Annotated in this window: 26 protein-coding genes and 1 other annotated feature; of the genes, 7 read left to right on the forward strand and 19 right to left on the reverse strand. The window is 34.7% G+C overall.

All coding sequences use genetic code 11. The features are described from left to right. Nucleotides 1-202: 202 nt before the first annotated feature. The gene (locus BWGOE10_RS16555) at nucleotides 203-1,483 is read left to right on the forward strand and encodes a histidine--tRNA ligase (protein WP_070144096.1); all 1,281 of its coding nucleotides are present in this window, start codon (nucleotides 203-205) and stop codon (nucleotides 1,481-1,483) included. 157 nt (nucleotides 1,484-1,640) lie between these two features. Here the strand turns inward: BWGOE10_RS16555 and BWGOE10_RS16560 are convergent, their stop codons facing one another. Together BWGOE10_RS16560 and BWGOE10_RS16565 are read right to left on the reverse strand one after the other, a co-directional pair. Continuing rightward, on the reverse strand, nucleotides 1,641-1,922 hold the full coding sequence (locus BWGOE10_RS16560) for a DUF1292 domain-containing protein (RefSeq protein WP_002013967.1): 282 nt from the start codon (nucleotides 1,920-1,922) through the stop codon (nucleotides 1,641-1,643). Between the two features lie 363 nt (nucleotides 1,923-2,285). Further along, the gene (locus BWGOE10_RS16565; protein WP_070144097.1) at nucleotides 2,286-3,338 is read right to left on the reverse strand and encodes a pyruvate kinase; all 1,053 of its coding nucleotides are present in this window, start codon (nucleotides 3,336-3,338) and stop codon (nucleotides 2,286-2,288) included. Between the two features lie 253 nt (nucleotides 3,339-3,591). Between BWGOE10_RS16565 and BWGOE10_RS16570 the strand changes: the two genes are divergently transcribed. Then, entirely contained in the window at nucleotides 3,592-5,265 is a 1,674-nt protein-coding gene (locus tag BWGOE10_RS16570) for an alkaline phosphatase (RefSeq protein ID WP_070144098.1), read from the forward strand. A gap of 236 nt (nucleotides 5,266-5,501) precedes the next feature. Here the strand turns inward: BWGOE10_RS16570 and BWGOE10_RS16575 are convergent, their stop codons facing one another. From BWGOE10_RS16575 to BWGOE10_RS16595, 5 genes are all read right to left on the reverse strand, one after another. Continuing rightward, nucleotides 5,502-6,188: a hypothetical protein gene (locus tag BWGOE10_RS16575; protein WP_070144099.1), complete on the reverse strand. Its 687-nt coding sequence runs from the start codon at nucleotides 6,186-6,188 to the stop codon at nucleotides 5,502-5,504. 337 nt (nucleotides 6,189-6,525) lie between these two features. Further along, nucleotides 6,526-7,284 carry an SDR family oxidoreductase gene (locus BWGOE10_RS16580; protein WP_070144100.1) on the reverse strand — a complete coding sequence of 253 codons (759 nt, stop codon included), beginning with the start codon at nucleotides 7,282-7,284 and terminating at the stop codon, nucleotides 6,526-6,528. Between the two features lie 56 nt (nucleotides 7,285-7,340). Beyond that, complete coding sequence (locus BWGOE10_RS16585) at nucleotides 7,341-9,005, reverse strand: putative ABC transporter permease subunit (protein ID WP_070144101.1); 1,665 nt, start codon at nucleotides 9,003-9,005, stop codon at nucleotides 7,341-7,343. Next, nucleotides 8,998-9,723: an ABC transporter ATP-binding protein gene (locus BWGOE10_RS16590; RefSeq protein ID WP_070144102.1), complete on the reverse strand. Its 726-nt coding sequence runs from the start codon at nucleotides 9,721-9,723 to the stop codon at nucleotides 8,998-9,000. Before BWGOE10_RS16590 ends, BWGOE10_RS16585 begins: the two co-directional genes overlap by 8 nt. A 102-nt stretch (nucleotides 9,724-9,825) precedes the next feature. Then, a complete protein-coding gene (locus BWGOE10_RS16595; protein ID WP_070144103.1) occupies nucleotides 9,826-10,020 on the reverse strand; it encodes a hypothetical protein in 195 nt (64 codons plus the stop codon). A 180-nt stretch (nucleotides 10,021-10,200) separates the two neighbouring features. Here BWGOE10_RS16595 and BWGOE10_RS16600 point away from each other — a divergent pair, with 180 nt between their 5' ends. Further along, nucleotides 10,201-10,560: a DUF3796 domain-containing protein gene (locus BWGOE10_RS16600; protein WP_070144104.1), complete on the forward strand. Its 360-nt coding sequence runs from the start codon at nucleotides 10,201-10,203 to the stop codon at nucleotides 10,558-10,560. Further along, a complete protein-coding gene (locus tag BWGOE10_RS16605) occupies nucleotides 10,548-10,748 on the forward strand; it encodes a helix-turn-helix transcriptional regulator (RefSeq protein WP_070144105.1) in 201 nt (66 codons plus the stop codon). The genes BWGOE10_RS16600 and BWGOE10_RS16605 overlap by 13 nt, the downstream gene beginning before the upstream one ends. A gap of 165 nt (nucleotides 10,749-10,913) precedes the next feature. On the opposite strand, the gene BWGOE10_RS16610 is transcribed toward BWGOE10_RS16605, so the two are convergent. The 4 genes from BWGOE10_RS16610 to BWGOE10_RS16625 form a co-directional block, all read right to left on the reverse strand. Continuing rightward, nucleotides 10,914-11,876, reverse strand: a complete 963-nt coding sequence (locus tag BWGOE10_RS16610; RefSeq protein ID WP_070144106.1) for a cytoplasmic protein — start codon at nucleotides 11,874-11,876, stop codon at nucleotides 10,914-10,916. A gap of 286 nt (nucleotides 11,877-12,162) precedes the next feature. Then, the gene (locus BWGOE10_RS16615; RefSeq protein WP_070144107.1) at nucleotides 12,163-12,867 is read right to left on the reverse strand and encodes a YjjG family noncanonical pyrimidine nucleotidase; all 705 of its coding nucleotides are present in this window, start codon (nucleotides 12,865-12,867) and stop codon (nucleotides 12,163-12,165) included. A gap of 87 nt (nucleotides 12,868-12,954) precedes the next feature. Next, entirely contained in the window at nucleotides 12,955-13,977 is a 1,023-nt protein-coding gene (locus BWGOE10_RS16620) for a tyrosine-protein phosphatase (RefSeq protein ID WP_070144108.1), read from the reverse strand. Nucleotides 13,978-14,157: 180 nt separating this feature from the next. After that, the gene (locus BWGOE10_RS16625; protein WP_070144109.1) at nucleotides 14,158-14,880 is read right to left on the reverse strand and encodes a GNAT family N-acetyltransferase; all 723 of its coding nucleotides are present in this window, start codon (nucleotides 14,878-14,880) and stop codon (nucleotides 14,158-14,160) included. 123 nt (nucleotides 14,881-15,003) lie between these two features. On the opposite strand from BWGOE10_RS16625, the gene BWGOE10_RS16630 reads away from it, so the two are divergent. After that, on the forward strand, nucleotides 15,004-15,843 hold the full coding sequence (locus BWGOE10_RS16630) for a DUF2785 domain-containing protein (protein ID WP_070144110.1): 840 nt from the start codon (nucleotides 15,004-15,006) through the stop codon (nucleotides 15,841-15,843). A 17-nt stretch (nucleotides 15,844-15,860) separates the two neighbouring features. Next, nucleotides 15,861-16,310: an NUDIX hydrolase gene (locus tag BWGOE10_RS16635; RefSeq protein ID WP_070144111.1), complete on the forward strand. Its 450-nt coding sequence runs from the start codon at nucleotides 15,861-15,863 to the stop codon at nucleotides 16,308-16,310. 197 nt (nucleotides 16,311-16,507) lie between these two features. Here the strand turns inward: BWGOE10_RS16635 and BWGOE10_RS16640 are convergent, their stop codons facing one another. The 6 genes from BWGOE10_RS16640 to BWGOE10_RS16665 form a co-directional block, all read right to left on the reverse strand. Further along, the gene (locus BWGOE10_RS16640) at nucleotides 16,508-16,783 is read right to left on the reverse strand and encodes a YbeF family protein (protein ID WP_070144112.1); all 276 of its coding nucleotides are present in this window, start codon (nucleotides 16,781-16,783) and stop codon (nucleotides 16,508-16,510) included. A gap of 105 nt (nucleotides 16,784-16,888) precedes the next feature. Next, nucleotides 16,889-17,269: a VOC family protein gene (locus BWGOE10_RS16645; RefSeq protein ID WP_070144113.1), complete on the reverse strand. Its 381-nt coding sequence runs from the start codon at nucleotides 17,267-17,269 to the stop codon at nucleotides 16,889-16,891. A 61-nt stretch (nucleotides 17,270-17,330) separates the two neighbouring features. Further along, the gene (locus BWGOE10_RS16650) at nucleotides 17,331-18,371 is read right to left on the reverse strand and encodes an ROK family transcriptional regulator (protein WP_070144114.1); all 1,041 of its coding nucleotides are present in this window, start codon (nucleotides 18,369-18,371) and stop codon (nucleotides 17,331-17,333) included. A 122-nt stretch (nucleotides 18,372-18,493) separates the two neighbouring features. Further along, nucleotides 18,494-19,687: an MFS transporter gene (locus BWGOE10_RS16655; protein WP_070144115.1), complete on the reverse strand. Its 1,194-nt coding sequence runs from the start codon at nucleotides 19,685-19,687 to the stop codon at nucleotides 18,494-18,496. A 56-nt stretch (nucleotides 19,688-19,743) separates the two neighbouring features. Beyond that, complete coding sequence (locus BWGOE10_RS16660) at nucleotides 19,744-20,307, reverse strand: maltose acetyltransferase domain-containing protein (protein ID WP_070144116.1); 564 nt, start codon at nucleotides 20,305-20,307, stop codon at nucleotides 19,744-19,746. A gap of 221 nt (nucleotides 20,308-20,528) precedes the next feature. After that, entirely contained in the window at nucleotides 20,529-21,527 is a 999-nt protein-coding gene (locus BWGOE10_RS16665; RefSeq protein ID WP_070144117.1) for a tryptophan--tRNA ligase, read from the reverse strand. A 43-nt stretch (nucleotides 21,528-21,570) separates the two neighbouring features. Next, nucleotides 21,571-21,779, reverse strand: a binding site (T-box leader). Between the two features lie 224 nt (nucleotides 21,780-22,003). Here BWGOE10_RS16665 and BWGOE10_RS16670 point away from each other — a divergent pair. Then, nucleotides 22,004-22,303 carry a hypothetical protein gene (locus tag BWGOE10_RS16670; RefSeq protein ID WP_070144118.1) on the forward strand — a complete coding sequence of 100 codons (300 nt, stop codon included), beginning with the start codon at nucleotides 22,004-22,006 and terminating at the stop codon, nucleotides 22,301-22,303. Nucleotides 22,304-22,406: 103 nt separating this feature from the next. Here the strand turns inward: BWGOE10_RS16670 and BWGOE10_RS16675 are convergent, their stop codons facing one another. Both BWGOE10_RS16675 and BWGOE10_RS16680 read right to left on the reverse strand, forming a co-directional pair. Continuing rightward, nucleotides 22,407-23,528: an AI-2E family transporter gene (locus tag BWGOE10_RS16675; protein ID WP_070144119.1), complete on the reverse strand. Its 1,122-nt coding sequence runs from the start codon at nucleotides 23,526-23,528 to the stop codon at nucleotides 22,407-22,409. Between the two features lie 65 nt (nucleotides 23,529-23,593). After that, on the reverse strand, nucleotides 23,594-23,842 hold the full coding sequence (locus BWGOE10_RS16680) for a GlsB/YeaQ/YmgE family stress response membrane protein (RefSeq protein ID WP_002033357.1): 249 nt from the start codon (nucleotides 23,840-23,842) through the stop codon (nucleotides 23,594-23,596). Nucleotides 23,843-23,886: the final 44 nt, after the last annotated feature.

A 23,886-nucleotide genomic window follows, 5' to 3' on the forward strand; every position in this document is an offset into this window, starting at 1 on the left:
AAAAACTTATTAAGGAGAGATTTCATATGTGTACTTTCAATACTTCTTTCCAACTTCATCATCATACGTAACGCCGTGTATCCTAAGAAAATTTTTTCTTCGTGGGTACAGGGCTTTTCCTGTTGACCCACGAAGCGTTCATAAAGCTATGTGGGTATTTTTATACCTGCATAGCTTTTTTAAATTTAAAAGAGGAGTGATTATGGTGGAAATGAAAAATGTAAAAGGAACGAAAGACTATTTACCAGCGGAACAAGTACTACGAAATAAAATTAAAAGAGCTTGTGAAGATACGTTTGAACGTTATGGCTGTAAACCTTTAGAAACTCCAACGTTAAATATGTATGAGCTTATGTCTTACAAGTACGGTGGTGGCGATGAAATTTTAAAAGAAATATATACACTTAAGGATCAAGGAAAACGCGATCTTGCCTTACGTTACGATTTAACAATTCCATTCGCAAAAGTCGTGGCAATGAATCCGAACATCCGCCTTCCTTTTAAACGTTATGAAATTGGGAAAGTATTTCGAGATGGGCCAATTAAACAAGGAAGATTCCGTGAGTTCATTCAATGTGACGTTGATATAGTCGGTGTAGAATCAGTCATGGCAGAAGCTGAACTCATGAGCATGGCATTTGAACTATTCCGAACGTTAAACTTAGAAGTCACGATTCAATATAATAATCGAAAATTATTAAACGGTATTCTCCAGTCTATTAACATCCCTACCGAATTAATGAGTGACGTAATTTTATCATTGGATAAAATCGAAAAAATTGGGATTGATGGTGTACGAAAAGATGTATTGGAGCGTGGAATTTCTGTAGAAATGGCCGACACGATATGTAATACTGTTTTATCTTGCCTAAAGCTTACAATTGCCGACTTTAAAGACACTTTCAATAATACACTTGTTACCGATGGAGTAGATGAACTACAACAACTACAGCAATACTTACTCGCTCTCGGAATAAATGAAAATACGATATTCAATCCATTTTTAGCAAGAGGACTCACAATGTATACAGGCACTGTGTATGAAATCTTTCTAAAAGATGGCACGATTACATCTAGTATCGGTAGCGGTGGTCGTTACGATAATATTATCGGAGCCTTCCGTGGTGATAATATGAGCTATCCAACTGTAGGGATTTCATTCGGTTTAGATGTTATTTATACCACTCTATCACAGAAAGAAACAATATCATCTACAGCGGATTTATTTATTATCCCACTTGGGACAGAATTACAATGCTTACAAATTGCCCAGCAACTGCGTTCTACTACTTCCTTAAAAGTCGAGCTAGAACTAGCAGGACGCAAATTAAAACGTGCTCTTAATTATGCAAATAAAGAGAATATCCCTTATGTGCTTATCATTGGTGAAGAAGAAATATCTACAGAAACCGTTATGCTGCGGAATATGAAGGAAGGCAGTGAAGTAAAGGTTCCCCTTTCTTCCTTAAGTAGTTATTTATAAAAAGAACCACCCTCATTTGGGTGGTTTTTCTAGTGAAGAAATAAATAACCTTTTAGTTTACATAATATAATTATCAATCGCTATAAATGTATTTTTCAGCCATATACAAAAAGAGGGCAGATATACATCTCCCTCTTTTGTCTAACTATTTTTTTTATTATTCTTGTTCTTGCTCGTCCATAATCTTCTCGAACGCCGCAGATACTTTTTCAAATTCCTCGTCATTCTCTATGTATGAGAATTCATTATCTTCTTCTACTTTTAAAAAGAAGATATCAATGTCTTCCTCTGTTTCTGTTTGAATGTCTTCTACAAAGGCAACCGCAATGTATTCTGCTCCTTCGACATCCATCGCTCCAAGCACTTCAACTTCCTGTTCTTCATTATTCTCATCGGTAAGACTAAAAATTTCGCCTACTTCAATTGCTTCCATATTCATTCTCCTCCTATCATACTCTAAAAAATAAAACGTTCAAATTGCACACTTACTAACATATCTTTCCATAAAAAAGTTGAATTCATACAGAAAGAACAACAAATTCTTGCTGGTTCAGCAAAAGTATTCAACTATAAGGATATCATTTATGAATAGGAATGAACATATTTTAAATGAGATAATTGGATTAATTAATTTAAAATCCTTCTTTAGATTTTCGAAAGACCTCTATGTTCCATAATGATTCTTTCATATAGGCAGCAGGCATGCCACCTTTCAATCTGTAAGTAAATACTAAAATGGCACCTCATACCCTAATGCGTTTCCGTACGTTTTTAGGATGAGAGATACATCCTTCTATGTAAATTAAAGAGACTTATGTAGTAATTCCAGTACCTCTTTCATCGCAAAAGGACCATCTTTTTTTACATGCTCCGCGAATTCAGAAACGAGACGTAATGTTTTCACACTTTCGATTGGATGCTCCCCTGATGCACTTTCAGCAGAAAGCATAACAGCATTCGTTCCGTCCAATACAGCCTGAAATACATCCGTCACCTCAGCTCTTGTAGGAATAGAATGATCTACCATAGATTGAAGCATTTGTGTTGCTGTAATTACATATGTATTTGTTCGATTGCACTCACGAATCATCATTTTTTGTAACAGTGGAATAAATTGATACGGCAATTCCACACCTAAATCTCCCCTTGCAATCATAATTCCATCCGCTTCTTTACATATATCTTGAAAATTCTCGATTGCTTCCAGCGTTTCTATTTTTGCAATTAAACTTGGGGCAGTTTCTTTATGCTCTTGTATAAAATCCCGTATTTCTTTTATATGACAAGGTTTTCGCACGAAGGAACACGCAATAAAATCAACATTCTCTTCTAAAAGAAACTGAATATCTTTTTTATCTTTCTCTGTAATAGCTGGTAAGCTAACAGTCGCACCAGGTAAATTCACCCCTTTATGAGAGGCAATATTTCCACCGGTTTTTATTCTCGTTTCTATTTTGTCCGTACTTACCTTTTCAACGATTAACTCAACTTCTCCATCATTAATAAGAATTCTACTTCCAACTTTCACGTCATTCGCAATCCCTACATAATCAACACTTGCTTCTTCTTTATTCCCTTGAACTGGATTGGTATGTAAAATAAATAACTCCCCTGCTTCAAGTGTAATTTGTTCCTCTTTCATTTCACCCAATCTTATTTTAGGACCTTGTACATCCCCTAAAATTTTAATAGAATCGTCTAACGATTTCACTAAACGAATGATCTCTTTATGACTTTCATGCGTGCCATGTGATAAATTCAACCGAACAATTTTCATACCATTGTTTATTAACTGCGCTAATGTTTCTTTATTATTACTTGCTGGCCCAATTGTACAAACTCGATCAATTGTCATTTTCCCACCATCCTTTTTTAAATGTTTCCCCTAAAATAAAGAGAAGATTCTTTTTATAAGAAAGACCGTACAACTAAGGGTGCAAAGAAGTTTTATATGAGGAGAATGTTTTGCTGAAGAAGTAGCTTAAATTTAACTTGTTGACTCCATAGTTATTGTTAGTTTCGTTGCAATAGGGTACTACTAATAATAAATCTTGTTTACATACGAACGTTAGATTGAGATATCGAAAACAACCTATGGAGGAACCACAATGACTAATCTTCGTAAAAAGATAATGGGACTAACATTAGCAGGAACGATAGCACTATGGTCATTAGCAACAGGAAGCATAATGAACGATAACAAGGTAAAAGCTGAGGTGAAAAAAGTAGGAAAGCAACCCAAAAATGTAATTTTCATGGTTATAGATGGGACAAGCTCTTCTGCTACAACATTAGCCCGGTGGTACAAGGGTTCACCTCTTGCACTAGATCAAATTGTATCCGGAGGTGTTCGTACATATTCGGCAGAATCAGCTATTACGGATTCTGCACCGGCAGCCACAGCTTTAGCGACAGGAAACAAATCAAATTCAGGCTACGTGGGCGTATTACCTTCTGTTGTGAATTCACCTGGCTTAGAACTCATTAAAGAAAAATGCAAGTTTCATCCAGTTGCAAACGTCTTAGAAGGCGCAGAACATTCCGGCCGCGCGACAGGAATCATTGCTACATCAGAAATTCAGCATGCTACTCCGGCTAGTTTTTCTGCCCACCATGCTAACCGTAAGAATTTTGAAGTAATTGGTGAACAGCAAGTTTATCAAAATATAGAAGTTGTATTAGGTGGTGGCAAGGCAGCACTTCAGCCTACGACAAGCAATGGAATTCGTAAAGACAACGAAGATTTAGTAAAAGTAATTCAAGGAAAAGGATACGACTTTGTCGAAACAAAAGATGCCTTATTAAACTCCAAATCAAATAAAATCTGGGGTTCTTTCTCTAATACTGCCCTTGCGTTCGATATGGATCGTGAGGCAAATCATCCTAAGCAGCCAACTCTTTCCCAGATGACGAGAAAAGCAATTCAAACATTATCAAAAGATAAAGATGGTTTCTTCTTATTCGTAGAAGGCAGTAAGGCAGATTGGGCAGCACATGCAAATGACCCAATCGGGATGATTAGCGATGTATTGGCGTTTGATGATGCGGTTACAGAAGCATTAGAATTTGCGAAGAAAGATGGTAACACTATGGTCATTGCTTTAGCGGATCATGGGAATAGCGGTATTTCCATTGGTAACAGCAATACCACAAAAGGCTATGATACTACACCAGTATCAGCTTACATAGACCCACTGAAAAAGGCAAAAATGACACTTGAAGGTGCTACAAATAAACTAAAAGATGATTTATCTAATCTAAAAGAAGTCGCTGTACTTTACGGTTTAGACAACCTAACTGATGATGAAAGAAAAAAATTAAAAGATGCACAAAAGAAAACTGATGTAGGTCCAATCCTTACTAAATTATTGGCCAACCGGGCGAACATCGGTTTTACAACTGGTGGTCATACGGGTGAAGATGTATTCTTATACTCTTACGGTCCTCAAAAGCCATACGGTTTAGTCCAAAATACAGACATTGCGAAAATAATGGCCAAAGCAATGGGTTTTCAATTAGGAGAAATAACTAAGAAATTATTCTTAGATGCTGAAACAGCCTTTAAACAAATTGGTGCAACTGTAGCAATTGACAAAAAGGATGCACGAAACCCGGTGCTTGTAGTAAAACGCGATAATACATCGGCAAAATTGTCTGTTAATAAAAATATTATCTGTATCGGTGGAGAAGATCATGAATTAGGAAGCATCGTTGTAGAAAGCAACGGGAAATTCTATGTACCCGAAAAAGCAATTCAACTATTCACTAAGTATTCTCGCTAAAATAAAAAGAATCCAAAGGACCTGCTACATGCTCGTTCGCTGTACAAACCCAATATCTTTAGCGATATGGGACAAAAGACATTGAATTTCCTGTGCAAATAATTGTAACTCGTCATATTTAAAAACAGACATAAAAAAACGTCATCCTTTCTATAGAAAGGATGACGTTTTTTTCGTTATCTGGGTACAAATTTATCTTATTGAATCCATTCAACAATAGTATCCATAGTTTGAAACTATGAAAGCTTCGTCAATAATTGATTTAAATCTTTTTTCGTTTTCGTCGTTAATGACTTCATTTTATTAATATCGATCTTTTCTTTCTCCGCTCTTATAATTAATGGATACAAACTTTGTTCAATTGTTTTGTATTCAGTTGGATGTGATGCTTCTATATCTTTTTCAATTACATCCCACTTCTCATTAATTTGTTTTCCAAGTTTATTAACCGTTTCTAATTTAGGATTTGCAGCTAATTGCTTGTCTAAGCTTTCAATTAATGTAACGACTTCTTTTACATTTGCTTTCACAGCTACGCTTTTCTTCGGATCTTTCGTTGTCTTTCCGTTATTGTTTGTACTTGTGCTTTGATCTGTTGTTTTCCCGCTAGTAGTTTGATCATTCGTTTTTCCTGTCGTTTCTTTTTCTTTTGTTGTTTTACCGTTACTTTCTGTTCCTGATGATTCTTTCGTATTTTTTGCATCCTTATCTGTTTTTTCATTCGAAGAAGTATTTGTGTCTTTTTCAGTATCTTTCGTTGTTTTTGACGCTTCATCTGCACTTGTCGTTTTTGATTGCTCTTCATTTTGTGCAGTTGCTGGATCCTTCTTCGCTTCATCTTTATCTGTGAAGGTACTACAAGCTGCCATTGAAAGCATTGTACCAATTGCTACTGATGCGATAGCGACCTTTTTCATTTTCATAAAAATCCCCCTATGTTTACAATTTTATCCTTCTCTTTACGATTCTATTTTCCCTTAAAAAACTCCTTTTCACACGAATCACCATCTTTCCGACAGTAATCTTCATAATAATACGTACAAAAACTGATAAATTCATTTTAATATTCGAGTTTCTTCTACCTTATTTTTCTCCTCTGTAGTAAAAGAAAAAGAGTATATTGTCACATAGAGAATTGTAATCTACATGTGGCAATATACTCTCCTATCAATTTTTTATCTTTCTTGACATTTTATTTATACAAAAAAATAAAATTATCCCTAATTTTTTTGTTTCTCAACACTTGTTAACATAATAATTTTATGAATAACCACCATTCGAATGAATTACTTGCCCAGTAACCCACTTCGCTTCTTCACTTACTAAAAAAGCTATTAATCGCGCAGCATCCACCGGATCTCCAACTCTTCCTTGCGGGAATTTCCATACTAAATGATGCTGTAATTCCTCAGTAATCCATCCTGTATTCGTTGGTCCTGGATCCACAGCATTGACTGTAATCCCCTTCTCCATAGCAACTGGTGCAACTGACTTTGTAAATGCCTCTATTGCTCCTTTCGTTGCTGCGTATGCAAGTTCATCCGGCATTGGTCCTAATGACTGCCCTGAAGTTAGATTTATAATACTTCCACTCGTTTTGAGTGAATAATGTTTTATAAATAACGAACTTAATAGCATAGTAGCACGCACATTAACCGTATAATGTTTATCTAACTGTTCTACATCTAACTCTTCAATTTTCGTATGAGTAGAATAAGCGGCATTATTAATAAGAATAGATGGCTCGCCTAAACGTTCTGATACCATATACAATACACGATTAGGCGAATAAGACTGCGATAAGTTGATTTCTGCCATTTCACATCGAACGCCATAACTTTCAATTTCCTTTTTCAATAAAAAAGGTTCTTGATCATTCATTCCCCACGGCATTGATTTATCATACCGAGGCCAGTACGTGAAAAAAACGTCTATCCCCTTTTGAGCAAGCACTTTGCATACAGCTGCACCAATTCCATTCAGACGAGTTGCCCCTGTTACAATTGCTATTTTTCTCACTTTTTCTCCCCCATCTATGCATAGATCCCCTGCACGAATACAGAGGATCTATCTTCTTAATTAATATTTGACAATATACGCTCTGCACCTAATTTTAAAATTCTAATTAAAATTAAATTGGCAATGGTAAACAGTATAAATAAAATAATAAACATAACCCACAGTCCAACATGAAGGACAAAGTATAATAAACTTACTCCCGCTACAATAATTAAAGCTATTAAAATATTAGCTAAAAAATTCCACAAAGTTGTATATCGACTTTTAAATAATTTCTGCTCTGTATCCCAATGTATATCTGCAGTTTGTGCATCCCAGCGTGTTCCGATTAAATTGATTAACAATAATCCGTTCGCACTTAGTAAAAACCAAAGTACCATAAATATTGGAGAAACCCCTGCTACAAATGCCATCGTAATACCGAATACAGCTAAAATTGATATATTAATTAACCAAGCTGTTAATGTTTTTGCGAAAAAGATATCGGAAGCCTTTACTGGTAAGTAACGATTCACAAACCAAGAGCTTCCATCTCGAGAAAATGATGTTGTTGCAATTACGTTATTTCCCATTAAAAATAACGATGCACAAAGGCCAGCACCAATTGCAAAACCCGCTGTCTCTGGATTGTTTACATATTCCGTAATAAACTTTAAATTTCCATCTTGTACAAATAAAATAAAGAACAGCATAATCGGCATTACAAAAGTTTGCACAATGCAATTTAAGAAAAATTGCGGTGTACGGAATAACGTTTTAAATTCTTTTTTCACATATGCTTTTAAATGAGAACTTTGTACCGTTGATTTCTGTAAACCTTCTGCTGAAATTACCTCTTTCTTTGCTGTACTCGTTGAAAGTCCAATAACCCCTTTCAAATATGTACGCTCTGCAATGTAGTAAAACAGCCCGAAAAATGCGATAGAAATAAGAATGTATATTAGTACGTATAATATTCCCTTCCACGATGCATTTTCTACTAATCCCATTGCACCAAAATATGTAGTCGGAAAATAATTTGTCATTTGTATGAAAAGGGAGGATTGATTATTTGCAAGATAATTCGCAACTGAATCTCCAGCTCCAGATACTGCACTTTTATTTCTCCATTGCATAAATACATTGATTCCGACGATAAATAGTATACTTACGATTCCAATAAATATACTTCCTCGATCTTTATTTTTCGCTATATTCGTATACCTCATAATAATTGTCATAATTAACGAAGCTAGCACTAACGGAACGATCGGGAAAAATATGTAAATGACAACCATATAAATGTAATATGTAATGAAAGCACCACTCTTTAAACCGTAAGTAATAAAGATAGGCCATAAAATAAACGAGCTCATTACGTATTGTGTAATTAACACTGTAAAGAACTTTGCCGAAATAATTTGCGCTGGTTTTAACGGTAACGGTAGTAACATTTCAACATCATTACTATAGTAAAACACTGTTAAAATGTTCATAATACTCATCAAAAATACCCATATACTAGCAATAGCTAATCCCATTGCAATAATAATCCCTGGATCCTGTCCGAGATGTATCATTCCTTCATACATTCCGTGGGTCATCGAACCAAATATTAAAAAACCTACAAATAATATTGCTGCAAATGAAAATAAATAAGCCCATCGTTTCTTTTTATCAGTTATAAAATCTGCATAATTTAATTTCAATAATACTTTCGTTAACGTCCAAATTTTACTCATTACCCGTCATCTCCAAGAACATTTTTTCAAGTGATTCATTGGATTTAAAATGATCTCTCATTTCATTTAAATTTCCTTTAAACTGCAAATTCCCCTTATTAATAATAGCGACGCGATCACATATTTTTTCCGCCACTTCTAATACGTGTGTAGAGAAAAATACAATCTTCCCTTTATCTGCATGTTCTCTCATCATTTCTTTTAAAATATATGCAGATTTCGGATCCAGCCCTGTTAATGGTTCATCTAAAATCCACACATCTGGTTCATGTATAAGCACTCCAATAATAACGATTTTTTGTCTCATACCGTGTGAATAACTTTGAATTTGATCCGATAAAGCATTATAAAGATCAAACTTCTTCGCTAAAGACTCTATTCGTTCTTGTCTTACTTCCTTTGGTACTTCATACATATCAGCCATAAAGTTTAAATATTCAATCCCTTTTAATCGTAAAAACATATCCGGACTATCTGGAACATAGCCAAATGTTTTCTTCGCTTCCATCGGATTTTTCATAATATCTTTACCATTGATTGTAATGGTCCCTTTGTCCACCCCATGAATACCAGTAATCATCTTAATTGTCGTGGATTTACCGGCACCATTCGGTCCTAAAAATCCAAAGATTTCTCCACTAGGTACTGTTAAACTTAAATCTTTTACTGCATATGAAGATCCATTATAACTTTTTGACACATTCGTAATTTCAATCATTCCATCCAATCCTTTCCTTAATTACCAATTAACTATATTAATATTATAGCATACTTATATTTTTAGATTTTTATTATTTTTCAGTTTTATTAAGTTGCAGTTTTACCCTTTAAAATAAATATAAGTACCAAGTCCAACTATTAAAACGATAGCTAATATAATATAAATCATCGTAAGCCGTTTAATGTTCCCTTTTGTCGCTTTACTATAATTCGCATCACCATTCCGCCCAATTAACACCGTCGCAATTACAGTAACCACTACAAGTAATACAACAATCATTATCCAAGTTAACATTTTTTCCTCCCCCTCCATACAACCATTTTACAATATTATCCTCTTTATTTCGCAGCATATTTCTCCTTTTTTACTATTATTATGAAGCAAGCTGGAAAACTATTATTACCATTAACATCCATATGTGATATATTTATAACATAACGTGATATATTTCTAACATTATAAGGAGGACCTATCATGAAAACAACTTGGATAAAATATTTAGGATTTCTCGGTTTCTTCGGTTTCCTCGGATTTTTTTATGAAAAAGGATTGTTTACTATGTTCTGTTTCTTCTCCTTTTTCACAACGTATAGAAATGTGCATCATGATGAACTCTTTGAACAAATCGTAAATAAATCGTGCCGCAATGCATTTATCATTACGTTACTAACTACCGCTATTATTATGTTTATTGAAATGCTATTCCCAAATGGTGCGTTACAAGAAATTGATATCGCTCTTATTTTCGGCACACTCATTCTTACGTTCGGTTTCTCTATGTTTTTTTACGATAAACCAGTTGATGAAATGGAAGATGCACCATGGCGTTCGTAACGAAAATAAAAGAATACCGCGCCAAATTGAATATGACACAAGAAGATTTAGCGAAGAGCGTTGGTGTACGCCGTGAAACAATTAGCCATCTCGAAAAAGGAAAATACAATCCTTCCTTACAACTTGCTCATGATATAGCGAAGGCACTTCATAGTACGATTGATGAGGTTTTTATTTTTGAGGATTAATAAAGGGCAACAAGTCACCAGAATCACATAAAAAATACCGGCATCCTTCCCATGAAGAATACCGGTACTTCTCATTTATCCCGCTATTTGTGGGAGCCCTGCTGCCCGTAAACACCCGATTGGTGAAGGCTAATAATCAGTGGTGGATGAACAAAACCCCCACTATCACCCATACAAAATCGCATGAAATACACCTAACAGTAAGTATTGATCCTGTATATAATCATCATCGTATACATTCATCTCGATGTAATACATATCTTCCTCAAGACGAATATTCCAATCTGCGATTACATAGCCCTTTCGTAATAACTTTCCAATCCCAATTGAATTTTTGTGAACAACATATTCTTCTGTCTTATATGTAAAGGTAAATAAGAAATTTGCATCCAATAACTTTCCGTCACATACAATTATTTCTTGCTCTACTTCATCATTATCAATGTACGTTACTAAAATCTTTCTTTGGCGCCGCCTACTTACATCCTTTGCGATGATGCGAATATTGTCCTTACTATCCTTTATTTCGTAATTGATATTACTACCAACTTTCGGAATGAAGTCTAGCACTTTCATCAACGTATTTTTATAATAGCCCCGTACTACGCCTTCTTGTTTACTTCCATTGTAAACCTCTATCGGCTTCATGTCCGCTTTACTATCACACAGTCGTTTGTAAGAAAGCTGCATCATTCGCTCTCCTCTTAAGTACTGATCAAACGTCACAGGATATTCTATCGCGCGCAGTTCCTTATTTAGCTCATATAAATAGCGTTGAACGCTCTCTACTAATGTTGTAGTAGATATACGCTCTTGAAGTTCAAATTCTTGCCAACCGGAAGAAACCCTCCACTGATTGTCCTCTTCATAGGAGAAACCAAGAATAACCTCATCACGGTCAACTGTTTCATAATTCATCTGTACGTTCTGCCCGTGTTGAACTTGTTCCATCCACTGTCCTAAATAAATGCCCAGCTCTGCGACCTTCATGCATGACTTCTGAAAAAGTACTCTTTCACCCACACAAATCGTTAAATCCCCTTCGATAAAGCCATTTGCATAAGCAACATACCGTGGCTCATCCTTCTGTGGAATAGCCTTGTCTAACTCAAATAAAAACGTTAACATCCTTCACTCACCTCTAGTTGTTACACAGCTCATACATGACATCGCATCACTCTGAGAAACTATGTATATACACATATTTAATTAACGCCTTATAACACTTGAATGACATTAGTATAGTAGCGCTATTTTTTCTTCGCGAACTCCCTCAAAACAGTATACTCTCAATATATCGACCACAACTCAAGATATATCAGCGATTTCCCTAATATATCGACCATAACTCAAATTATATCAGCGATTTTTTCAATATATCGATTTACCGACACCGATCGACAATATGGAAATCTTATGAGAAGGAAACTACTTTTCCTTCTACAATTTCCATAATACGAAGCAGACTCTCCACTTCATAAGTCGGCTTAACGCTTGTCGTATTTTCTTTCAAACTCGGGTTATACCAACACGTATCAATACCGTAATCTTCTCCGCCTTTCATATCAGAAGTTAAGGAATCTCCAACCATTAGTACGCTTGATTTATCCGTAATCCCAAGCTTTTCAAATGCATAATCAAAAATCTCACGTGCTGGTTTCTGATGACCCACTTCTTCAGAAATAATAATATGTTCAAAGAAGTTTCGTAAAGGTGAATTTCCAATTCTCGATTGTTGTACCTTAGTGTATCCATTCGTAATTATACCTAACTTGCAATCTTGAAGACCCTCACATAATTGCACTGCACCTTCTATAAGGTGTACTTCTTTCCCTAAGTTTGCAAGGTATACGTCACTAAATTGCTGCGCGTCTACTTCTATATTATGAAGAGCAAATAATTGTCTAAATCGATCTACCGCTAATTCACTTAGCGTAATCATTTTATTTTCTAAATCTCTCCATAATCCATTACTAATCTCTTTATAACTTGCAAGATAATCATTATACCCTGTAGGCATGCCAAACTGTACAAACGCATTATGTAATGCGTTTCTTTCCGTTTCAGGGAAATCTAATAATGTATCGTCTACGTCAAATAGTATTACTTTGTATTTCATGATGCTCTCCTCAATTCCTATATTCTCATAGCTTAATTATAGCAACAATAAGAAAAGGAGGCTAATCCAAATCAGCCTCCCTTCTCATTATTTATCTTCTAACAATAACACTTTCATTCCCTCTAACGATTCTTTCGTAAAACCAAGAGCTTGTTCAGCGTACGCTTCCACTGATCCGTATTGCTTTTTAATTTCACCAATCGCAGCTTGTAAATACTCAGCACGAGCTTCAAACATCGCACCTAATATCGCTCTACTTTCATCGTTTTGTAATTTTGCACCTAAAAATGCCATCATTTTTTCGTTTAACTTCTCACGGAAACCGTTACTTAGTAAGTAGTCTTCCATTACTGTTTTTTCTGGCACACCTAGTAAAAGTAATAATAACGCTGACCCAAATCCAGTACGGTCTTTTCCAGCTGTACAGTGGTTTACTAATGGTAAGTTTTCTGGATTTTGCGCGAGTTGTAAGAAACTCACGAACGCCTCATTACCACTTACGAAATCTTGATTCATTTTCACAAGATATTCGCCCGGTTTCCCTAATACTGATAAATCACCAACTTGGAAAAATTCATTTATGTTCAAGTCTTTCGCCAAGTCTTGCATAACTGGTAAGCATACTTGACGAGCACCTGTAATGCCTGGATTCGGCTTATGCTTTACTTCAAAATCTGTACGGTAATCACAAATTAACTTTAAGCCCGCCTTCTGTAAATACTCAATATCCCATTCTGTTAATCCTGCTAATTCTTCAGAACGATACAATTTACCCCATTTTACTTTACGGCCTTCAGTCGTTTCATATCCTCCCATATCACGGAAGTTAAACGCACCTTGTAATGGCAATCTGCGCTCCGCGACTGTAACTGCTTGTCCATTACTTCCTACTAACCTAAAATAGGGACGCTCATTTTCACTCGGATTTGCAATTGTAGTAAATGACTCTCCATTTACCGTCACAAGTAATTCACCATTTTCTTCAATATGATCTGGTGAAGTACTCCAATAAATTTTAACTTCTTCTATATTATTTTCCCACTCTATATGTAACGTGTTATCTTCATTTCGTTCTACAGTTGCTTGTAACCAATTTATTTGTTGCTTCATACTTTCACCAACGCCTTCTTCGTATAGTCTAATCCTTCTCTATTGTATTATAGGAAAGCTTACTTTGTCGTTTCGATTTTTCTTTTTATCTTACAAACATGCAAAAAGTTCTTTTACTTGTTCATAAGTTGTACACGTATTCCCGCTAAATGAGTTCGCGAGGCTACATCATTCATCCTTCTAAACCCTTTTCACATATCGCTCCGTACAACTCAGCTGCTGACATCCATTCTTTTCAAAAACATCCTTCATCCACTCATCTTGTGCATTTGCTTCACCAATATAATAAGTAGCTCCTATTTCTTTTAATACAAACATGGTTTTTGTAAATAAGTCAGATTCATATCCTTTATTTCGCATACTCTGAGCGACTGCGAAATACATTAGTTTCCCTTCTTCTAATGTCCCCCGTTCAATATGAGGAACTACCATTCCTATTGGCTTTTCATTCAAGATTACTGTTAAACAATGTTCTTTCCATTGCCCACCAATTTCTTGTTCCATCATATTTACAAATTGATCATAAGCTATTTCTTCTTCCATCAGCTCATTCCAAAGAGAATAAAAAGCGTCTTCTCCGACCTCTTCAATAAGCTTAAAATCAATATCACTTTCTATATCTTCCACTTCAAATATATCTTTAAATACTATTATATTTTCAGCAATATGTTCAAATGAATACTTTCCAAAGCATTTCTTATATACATCATAATTGGGACTTTTCGAAGAAACTTCAAATTGTAGATTTTCTAATCCACCTTTTTTCGCCTCAGTAACAAAATATTGCACCATTTCTTCAATTTGCTCTTCTGTAAAAACTGCCGCATTATTTTCTTTTATCGTTATAGTAGAAACTTCTCTTCTTATTTTAAAGTTTTTTTCTAATTGTTTTATAATCGTCATACTCTTCCCTCATCTATGTAATACTTGAATTTAACTTTCTTCTCCTTGCATGAGCAGGATTGTCCTTGAATATATAGAATACAAGAAAAGATCGCATCTTTAAAGTGCGGAGGAGGTTCTCCATTGGATATTACAGCGCTGCAACAACAGTTAGAGCTTATACAACAAAATGATTATTCGCAAATGCAACATATAGATATAAATGAGCTAACAACGAATATGCTTAAGCACATTGGAACTACTGACAGTTACATTCGCTATCAGCTGATTTATAATTGTTTTTCTCACTTTATTCAATATGAGCTTCTACTCGATGATCAACTTAAATTACTTTTACATACTTGTTTAAGCGATGAATACTTATATTTTGATATTAATTCCCCATATACAGATGGGGTTTTCACACGCTCTTATACTGTTTCATTAATTGCTTTAATTCTCCAATTTTCCAACTCTCACTACTTTCTAACTGAGGAGGATATTACAGAAATAAAACAAAAGCTCATAACATATACAAATTTAGAGACTGATTTCCGCGGATATATTGAGGATAAAGGCTGGGCTCATTGTATTGCACACGTTTCTGATGCATTTAATGAAATTGTCCAAAATTCCTATATTACCTTTGAATGCTATGAAGAAATGACACATTGTTTATTAAATAAAATCTTCACTTCAGCAGATATTTATCATAATAATGAAGATGAAAGAGTTGTTACTCCTTTAGTATCAATGGTATATCATGACTTTGCACAAGAAGATTTGATTTCAATTATTCATAAGAAATTACAGAGACTTCCTCAAATTAGAAAACGCCTTTCTCTCAATGAATATTGCATTTTATGCGCCAACATTAAAACATTTTTACGTACATTATTCTTTAGAACAAAAAATGATCACAACTTAGCTTTTACCGCACATAAGACGGAAAAAATGTTAAAAGAACTGCCCAACTATTATTAAGTACAAGGAGAAAAAATATGGGTTATATTGAAGACATGAGACAACGAGTAGGAAATCATCCACTCATTTTAATAGGGTCACACGCCATTATATTAAATGAAAATAATGAAATATTACTGCAGCTCCGTACAGATTTTAACCGCTGGGGTATTGTCGGTGGCGCATTAGAATATAACGAAACACTGGAAGACGCTTTAAAACGCGAAGTATTTGAAGAAACTGGACTTACCGTAAAAAATGTAGAACTGTTCCGTACATACTCAGGACCAGATTTCTATCAAATCTATCCAAACGGCGATCAAGTTCATGGTGTACTTGTTATTTATATTTGCCGTGAATTTCAAGGTGAGCTTGTATGCGATCAAACTGAATCAAAAGAATTACGCTTCTTTCCGCTTGATGAGTTGCCTAGCAATCTTCCTCCTGTTATTGAGAGAATTATTAAGGAATTTCAGCACTCCCATTAATACATTAAAGATAGTCAAGATAGAACCTATCTTGACTATACTTTTCTAGAAATAATGGTTCTTTCTTTCATTTTAAATAGTAATATAAAAACCTCATTTCCCGTCATTATAACGCGAAATGAGGTTTTTATCGTTCACCGTAAATCCGTATTGTCCCCATAATAGATACTTTATTAAATATTTTTTCTGTAACAATATTATTCCTTAAATAAACGATATTCGTGTTCTCTTTCTACAACTTTATATCCCTTTACAAAAAGTATAGTTATATAAGAAACAATAAATGAAAAAATAGTATACATGCCCACCCAAAAGAAAAATTCTGGATCATACACTGTAACATTTAATATAAGAAAAACTACAAATGTTACAATTGGCATCATATAAAATGTACTCACTCTATATGTCACAGCAATTGAAAGCATACAAATAAGTAATGGATACATACATAAAATAAAAATGAATTCACTCACGTTTTTGTCCCCCTTTCTGAAGAAATAATAGATTTCTCGAAAACATTTTGGGGAACAACAAAGTTTTATATTTTTATCTTTCGTCAACTTTTAATACATATAATGTTAGATTGTTATCTCAATCTGATTTCCTTCCGGATCACTTACTACACTTTCATAATAGCCATCCCCTGTAGTACGCGGGCCGTTTAACACAGGGTATCCTGCTTCTCTTAACATATCAGTTAATTGGTTCACTTTTTCTTTACTACCTACAGAAAAAGCAATATGCGCATATCCTATTGTTTGTGTTTGTATTTTATCGTCTATCCCTACTTGCTTCATAAGTTCTAGACGAGCGCCACCTTCAAAAGTTATAAAATAAGATTCAAACTGTTTTTCCGAGTTGCGATATAATCTATTCGCTTCACCATTGAAGTACTTTTTATAGAAATCACGCATGACTTCTAAATCATTAACCCAAATAGCTACATGTTCAATTTTCATAACCGACACCTTTTCTTTTATGTTATACAATCAACAATTTGATGCTTAATTGCAAGTACATTTAATTGTCTTTATTTGTTTTAGTAATCATGAGATCAAGTCCAAGACTTTTTAATCCATGTAAATAATCTTCTTTCCAATCACTCACTGTTACTTTAGGAATATGTTCCGCTGGAATGTACTTCGGACAAGTTTTTACAATTTGATCTATTACAAATTGGTTCACTTCATCATCACAGAAGATAAACGCATGAGGGTTAATAATAGCTATAAATGCAGATATTAAACGGGTAATAGCATCTATATTGTATTTCTCTGGATTATTAGAATCTCTCACTTCATCTCCACTTCTCAAAGCTTGTAAGAAATTTTTATTATCATACTGCGGAACGAAAGATATCTCTCCTGAAAAAAATGTACTTCCTCGTACCACATCTCCATTTATCATAATACCTGCACCTGGACCATTTTGACCTGAATACAAATATACAAGAGATGAATTATCATTATTTCCAGTGTTTTTATGATAGCCAAGGACTGCGGCATTCATATCGTTTTCTATTACTACAGGTATAGAGAATAAATCCTCCAAATGACTTTTTAAATTAAAATTCTGAAACTTTTCATAACCAGGTATATAAAAAATACGACCATTATCAACCGAACCGGGCACACCAATTGATATAGAGCTTATTTTCGGAAATGTAGCTATAAGACTTTCTATATGTTTAGATAATAGGTTTACGCCAGTATCAATTAATACACTTGAAGTACTTCCTTGTTCTTTTACTTCCCCTAAACAGTTAAAAATTGTATAGTTCGTCTCATTTTTTTCTAAAAATATCGCTAAACCTAACATATATTCCGGATTATATGCATATCGTTTTGCTCTTCTTCCACCACTTGAATCATCTAGACCGACTAGAGTGATTTCACCGTCTTGTTTCATTTTTTCTATAAATTTACTTACAGTTGGAAAACTGATTTCTAATTTATTGCTAAGTTCAACTTTCGTTGCACTACCTCGCTCTAAAAGAGCTGCACGAATACTACGAAATATAGTCTCTTTAATCGATTTTGGAGTAACAAATTGTTCACTCACATCGCTCACCGCCTTAATCAACATGCTTATTAAACTCTTTTAATAAGTTGCGTTGACAATATATCATACATCATTTTCTAAAGCAATAGAGATGATATATTTCCGCTCGATGCACTCCTTATTTAGCTCCATTTATTCTCTCTCGTAACAGACGATACAATTCCAGACAAGAATACAAATAATAAAACAGCTAGCAAGGCATTGCGTATTCCGAAGACTTCCCCCAGTATACCTAAAAATGGTGGTCCGACTAAAAAGGCTGTATAACCGATTATAGAAACTGCAGCAACATTAGAAGTCGCATTTTCACGGTCATCTCCAGCAGCAGACAGACCAATTGGGAAACCTAGCGCTGCACCAATCCCCCAAAGTATTACACCAAATGCCAGAAAATACGAGTTACTCCCAAATATTACGATTGAAATTCCTATGATAGCCATAATAATAGTAGCACGTACGACAACGACACGACCGAAGTGATCAAGAAAATAACTACTACACATACGAGCTAATGTCATTGCCAATACAAAAATTGTGTACATAATAGAACCTGTCACTACACTTTGCTCATGTCCATCTACCATCACAATAGGTAGCCAATCATTTGCACTTCCTTCTGCAAATGCCATCCCGAGTACAAAAACACCAATTAAAAGCACCTTCTTTTCCATACGTAAAGAAGTACGCTTCGCTCGCTTGTTGTTCCGCCTTTTCTCCTTCTTTCCTGTTCCATACGGAAGAAAACGATACACCATACATACAAGTAATACAAACACGACCGAAATCGCAAGAAACTGATACAAAATAGGAATATGAAACAAAGCTGCAACAGATCCGCTGAGCGCTCCTACTAAAGTTCCTACACTAAAAAAACCGTGAAATTTCGGAAGAAGTGTTGTTCCTAATTTCTGCTCAATTGAAGAACCTTCTACATTCAATGAGACTTCCGCCAATCCATATCCTACTCCAAATACTATTAAACTACCAAAAGCCCCAATGCTAGAGACAAAATAAATATTAATACCTAAACAAAGCAATCCAACAATCATAAAAAACATACTGCCTATAATAACGTCTCTAGCTCCCTTACAGTCAATAAGATGACTTGCGCTCAGTAAACCAATTATTGAACCGACAGATAGTCCGAACAAAATCCAGCCCATTTCTGCATTTGACACTGCTAAAATATCTCGCACCGCTGCTGTTCTTGAAATCCATGTAGCAAACGCGACACCTGGCAAAGCAAATAAGAGGAATAGAGCGTTTCGAGAGGCAAGTAATGTCTTTGTATGATTGTCCGCACTATATTTCTCCATATGAAACACCTTTCAAATTGTCTATACGATAATTTACGAACTGGTGAAAACGCCCTTTATTCGTCTATCGTTTTAATAACTTTAGCTGGATTACCACCAACTACTGCATTATTAGGTACATCTTTTGTCACAACTGCCCCTGAAGCGATTACAACATTGTCTCCAATTGAAATACCAGGGTTAATAATGGCTCCCCCGCCAACCCAAACATTGTTACCAATCTTTACAGGTTTCCCATATTCTTTGCCAGAATTCCGCTCTACCGGATGTAAAGGATGAGTGGCAGTATAAATATGGACACCAGGTGCAAACATACAATTGTCACCGATTCGAACTTCACAAACGTCCAAAATAACACAATTGAAATTTGCAAAAAAACTCTTTCCAATGTGGATATTGTAGCCGTAATCGCAACGAAAATCAGGTTTAATGTGTGATTTCCCGTCAGCTGAAGAACCTAAAAGCTGATTTAATAACGTAAACCGTTGTTCATCTCCTGTCTCCATCGCCTCGTTATAAAGGCGTGTTAACCGTTTCGTTTCAATCCTATCAGCTACTAATTCTTCGTCATCCGCAATATACATTTCTCCCGCCAACATCTTTTCTTTCTCAGTTTTCATATAATCATCTCCTTCGTTATCGAATGAATCAAACTTATTAAATTAGTTTAATAAGTGACTTTAATTTAACTTATTAAACATGTTTAATAAGTATCCCTATGTTAACATACTTTTTAATATATGCAACTAATAAATTCAGTAAGAAAATGCGAATCCCTCATTTTACATGCAGATACAACGAATAAATAATTTAGATTCACATAGAAAAAACAAGGGAACGCTTAGCGTTCCCTCTCAAATCCAATCCGTTTTTTAATTTCCACCAAATTCACCTTCGCAATAGTCCGCGCTCTCTCAGCGCCTTTTTCTAATGCTTCATATAGTAAATGCGGCTCATTCATATACATTGCGTATTTCTCACGAGGTCCTGCTAGCTCACGATCAACAACGCGAAATAACTCTTTTTTCACATCACCCCAACCAATTCCAGTCTCATACTTTTCACGCATCGACTGAATTTCATCTTCTGTCGCAAACTCTTTATAAATCATAAATAACGTTTCAAGTTCTTTCGGTTCATTCGGAAGTGACGAATCTGTTTTTATTTTAAATATTAACTTTCGGAGTTTTTCTTTCTCAGCAAAAAGTGGGATAACATTCCCGTAACTTTTACTCATTTTTCTTCCATCAAGACCCGGTAAAATCGCTCCTTCTTCTTGTATCACATACTCTGGAAGCGTAAATGTCATGCCGAATGTATGATTAAAGTACGTCGCAATATCACGCGCAATTTCAATATGCTGAATTTGGTCCTTTCCAACAGGTACATGAGTGGCTTGAAATAATAAAATATCCGCCGCCATTAAAATCGGATACGTATATAATCCCATATTAACTCCAGCATCTATCTCTAACCCCACTTCTTTATTTTGCTCTATCTTCGCCTTATATGCATGAGCACGGTTCATAAGACCTTTCGGAGTTAGGCAAGATAGTATCCACGTTAATTCTAAAATCTCCGGTATTTCTGTTTGTCGATAAAAAATAACATCTTCGCTAATTCCAAGTGATAACCAAGTAGCTGCTACCTCTTTCGTATAACTACTGAACTTTGCTGGATCATGCACAGCATTTAACGCATGATAATCAGCTATAAAGTACAATGCTTTTCCTTCATTATTTTTTGACATTTGTAATGCAGGTTTAATCGCACCAATATAATTGCCTAAATGCGGGTAACCTGTTGGTTTAATTCCTGTTAACATAATTTTCTCGCTCATCCTAAATCCTCCTTTCTCAAAATAAAAAGAGCCCCTCATCCTAAAAAAGGACGAGAGACTCCCGCGGTACCACCTTAATTAGCTATATTATAGCTCACTTCAAGCTTCTATAACGTGAAGTAACCGTCTTTACCTACTCATTTCAGTAAGAAGCTCCAGAGCCCATTCCATATTCATCTCTTACTGATTCCCACCACATATCAGCTCTCTGAAAAGTTTTGAATATGTACTCTTCTCTTTCATTGCTTTTTAGTTATTTTTTACAGTTTATCACATTTCACCTTAATATAAATCTGAATTTTCTGATTTCTCAACAAGAATTTTCATTCTTTGACCCTTTAACCATAATTAACCCCTTGTTTTTAACACTCAGTGGAGACTTAAGAATTTTAACAATAATTATTACCCATTTATTCCATGCAATATATAATCAATATATAGAGAATTTATTTACAATACAAAAACGGGGTGAAGTTATGGGTTGGTTTACTAAAAAAATTGGTAAATTTAAGAACAGTATTCAGACTGACTATGATACTTTAGGGGTTATTATACATTTCACACCTATTGCTATATATTTATACACCTGCGATGAGTATATAGAAACATTTGACGGTGCGCTCACTTTTGAGACTGAAAACGGAAATCAAGTAGAAATCGGTGGTACTTTCATTTCTCTTGAAGTTGATGCGAATTTTCGCATGGACGATATAATATTTGATTACAAACTAAAGGAAAGCAATCTACCTATTGTTGAATTAAAAGCCTACGTATGATGTTTATTGATGGATCAGTCATGGCACAGCTCGGTACTCCTAATATGCAAATCAATTATTAATAAAAAAGAGCTAAAACAGATAAAACTGTTTTAGCTCTTTTTTAAGTATTCAACTTAACAAATCTATAACTATGCGTAACTAACACTTTTAATATCGCATATCCTGGAATTGCTAAAATAACCCCCATAATTCCAAATAAATTTCCGGCAGTTAAAATAATAAAAATGATAGTAATTGGATGAATGTCTAACTTCTTACCCATTACTTGTGGAGAAATAAATTTCCCCTCTGCTAATTGTACAACCATCATTACAATAATTACTTTTAAAATCATTGCTGGTGAGTCAATAAATGCAATAATTAACGCTGGTGTTATCGCAATAATAGGACCTACATATGGAACAACGTTTACAATCATCGCCAAAATAGCAAGTAATACCGCGTATTTAATGCCGATTATTAGATAACCAATGAATAGCATAATACCGATAAATAAACTAACAATAATTTGCCCTCTAATATACGAGCTAATCGCATAATGCATATCATCTAATATTCTCTTCGCAGCTGGTTGTCTTTGCTCAGATATAAACTTTAAAAAATGATTCGGTAATTGCTCACCATCTTTTAAAAGATAGAACAAAATAAATGGAACCATTACAAATGTTAAAACAACTTCAGTAAGTGTACTTAAAAATCCAGTTACATTTCCTGTTACTGATGATAATGATTTTGTAAAGTTCATTGTAGAATCTTTTACGATATTAGCAACATCAATATTTAAACTTTCCTGCATTCTACCAATTACATTACTTTCTCCAAATTTACGTGCTGCCCTTTCGATTTCATGCCCGAAATATGGTAAGTTATCTATTAAAGCATTTACTTGATCTTTAATAATCGGAATAACCGTCACCGCAAGAAAAACAAATAATCCAAGAACAATTATATATATCGAGGCAATTGACACAATTCTCGACACACCTTTTCTTTCTAAAAGAGAAACGAATGGATGCAATATATAAAATAGTACTCCCGCTAATAATACTGGGAAAAAGATTGTTTTTAAAAATACGACGAACGGTGTAAAGACGAATGATATGTTTGTAAGTAATAATATATTTACAAACAGCAACGCGAATCCAAGTAGTACAGCTAAATAATTTTGTTCTTTAAAAAACTTTTTCAACTTATCTCTTTTTCTTATATTTACTTTCTCCAAGTGTACCACCTCTCTAATTAGGAAAAGCCCTAAAAAGGGCTTTATGAAATAATCAATAATAGCCTTTATTTCCTTGCAGCTTTTACTACAAATGATACAATAAGAATTAACACAATTGCCCCTAATAATGCTGGTACGACATGAATCCCACCAAATGATGGCCCAAAAGATCCAAATAATCTACTACCTAACCAAGCTCCTAGTAAACCAGCAATTATATTTCCAAACATACCAGCTGGAAAATTTTTACCCGTTATAGAACTAGCAATTATACCTATAATAGCACCAACTATTAATGTGATAATCCATCCCATCTTTAGTCCTCCATTTCTATTATAGAATAAATCTATATACCACC

Origin of the sequence: Bacillus mycoides, from assembly GCF_001757995.1 — a bacterium.
In the GTDB taxonomy this organism is placed as follows: domain Bacteria; phylum Bacillota; class Bacilli; order Bacillales; family Bacillaceae_G; genus Bacillus_A; species Bacillus_A mycoides_B.

Bases quoted from the DNA above. Each gene is read 5' to 3' on its own strand.
- BWGOE10_RS16670 (WP_070144118.1), top strand. From the start codon at position 22,004: ATGGGTTGGTTTACTAAAAAAATTGGTAAATTTAAGAACAGTATTCAG.
- BWGOE10_RS16560 (WP_002013967.1), bottom strand. From the start codon at position 1,922: ATGAATATGGAAGCAATTGAAGTAGGCGAAATTTTTAGTCTTACCGAT.
- BWGOE10_RS16565 (WP_070144097.1), bottom strand. From the start codon at position 3,338: ATGACAATTGATCGAGTTTGTACAATTGGGCCAGCAAGTAATAATAAA.
- BWGOE10_RS16590 (WP_070144102.1), bottom strand. From the start codon at position 9,723: ATGATTGAAATTACGAATGTGTCAAAAAGTTATAATGGATCTTCATAT.
- BWGOE10_RS16585 (WP_070144101.1), bottom strand. From the start codon at position 9,005: ATGAGTAAAATTTGGACGTTAACGAAAGTATTATTGAAATTAAATTAT.
- BWGOE10_RS16665 (WP_070144117.1), bottom strand. From the start codon at position 21,527: ATGAGCGAGAAAATTATGTTAACAGGAATTAAACCAACAGGTTACCCG.
- BWGOE10_RS16605 (WP_070144105.1), top strand. From the start codon at position 10,548: ATGGCGTTCGTAACGAAAATAAAAGAATACCGCGCCAAATTGAATATG.
- BWGOE10_RS16625 (WP_070144109.1), bottom strand. From the start codon at position 14,880: ATGACGATTATAAAACAATTAGAAAAAAACTTTAAAATAAGAAGAGAA.
- BWGOE10_RS16570 (WP_070144098.1), top strand. From the start codon at position 3,592: ATGACTAATCTTCGTAAAAAGATAATGGGACTAACATTAGCAGGAACG.
- BWGOE10_RS16645 (WP_070144113.1), bottom strand. From the start codon at position 17,269: ATGAAAATTGAACATGTAGCTATTTGGGTTAATGATTTAGAAGTCATG.
- BWGOE10_RS16635 (WP_070144111.1), top strand. From the start codon at position 15,861: ATGGGTTATATTGAAGACATGAGACAACGAGTAGGAAATCATCCACTC.
- BWGOE10_RS16680 (WP_002033357.1), bottom strand. From the start codon at position 23,842: ATGGGATGGATTATCACATTAATAGTTGGTGCTATTATAGGTATAATT.
- BWGOE10_RS16575 (WP_070144099.1), bottom strand. From the start codon at position 6,188: ATGAAAATGAAAAAGGTCGCTATCGCATCAGTAGCAATTGGTACAATG.
- BWGOE10_RS16610 (WP_070144106.1), bottom strand. From the start codon at position 11,876: ATGTTAACGTTTTTATTTGAGTTAGACAAGGCTATTCCACAGAAGGAT.
- BWGOE10_RS16620 (WP_070144108.1), bottom strand. From the start codon at position 13,977: ATGAAGCAACAAATAAATTGGTTACAAGCAACTGTAGAACGAAATGAA.
- BWGOE10_RS16655 (WP_070144115.1), bottom strand. From the start codon at position 19,687: ATGGAGAAATATAGTGCGGACAATCATACAAAGACATTACTTGCCTCT.
- BWGOE10_RS16555 (WP_070144096.1), top strand. From the start codon at position 203: ATGGTGGAAATGAAAAATGTAAAAGGAACGAAAGACTATTTACCAGCG.
- BWGOE10_RS16660 (WP_070144116.1), bottom strand. From the start codon at position 20,307: ATGAAAACTGAGAAAGAAAAGATGTTGGCGGGAGAAATGTATATTGCG.
- BWGOE10_RS16615 (WP_070144107.1), bottom strand. From the start codon at position 12,867: ATGAAATACAAAGTAATACTATTTGACGTAGACGATACATTATTAGAT.
- BWGOE10_RS16600 (WP_070144104.1), top strand. From the start codon at position 10,201: ATGAAAACAACTTGGATAAAATATTTAGGATTTCTCGGTTTCTTCGGT.
- BWGOE10_RS16595 (WP_070144103.1), bottom strand. From the start codon at position 10,020: ATGTTAACTTGGATAATGATTGTTGTATTACTTGTAGTGGTTACTGTA.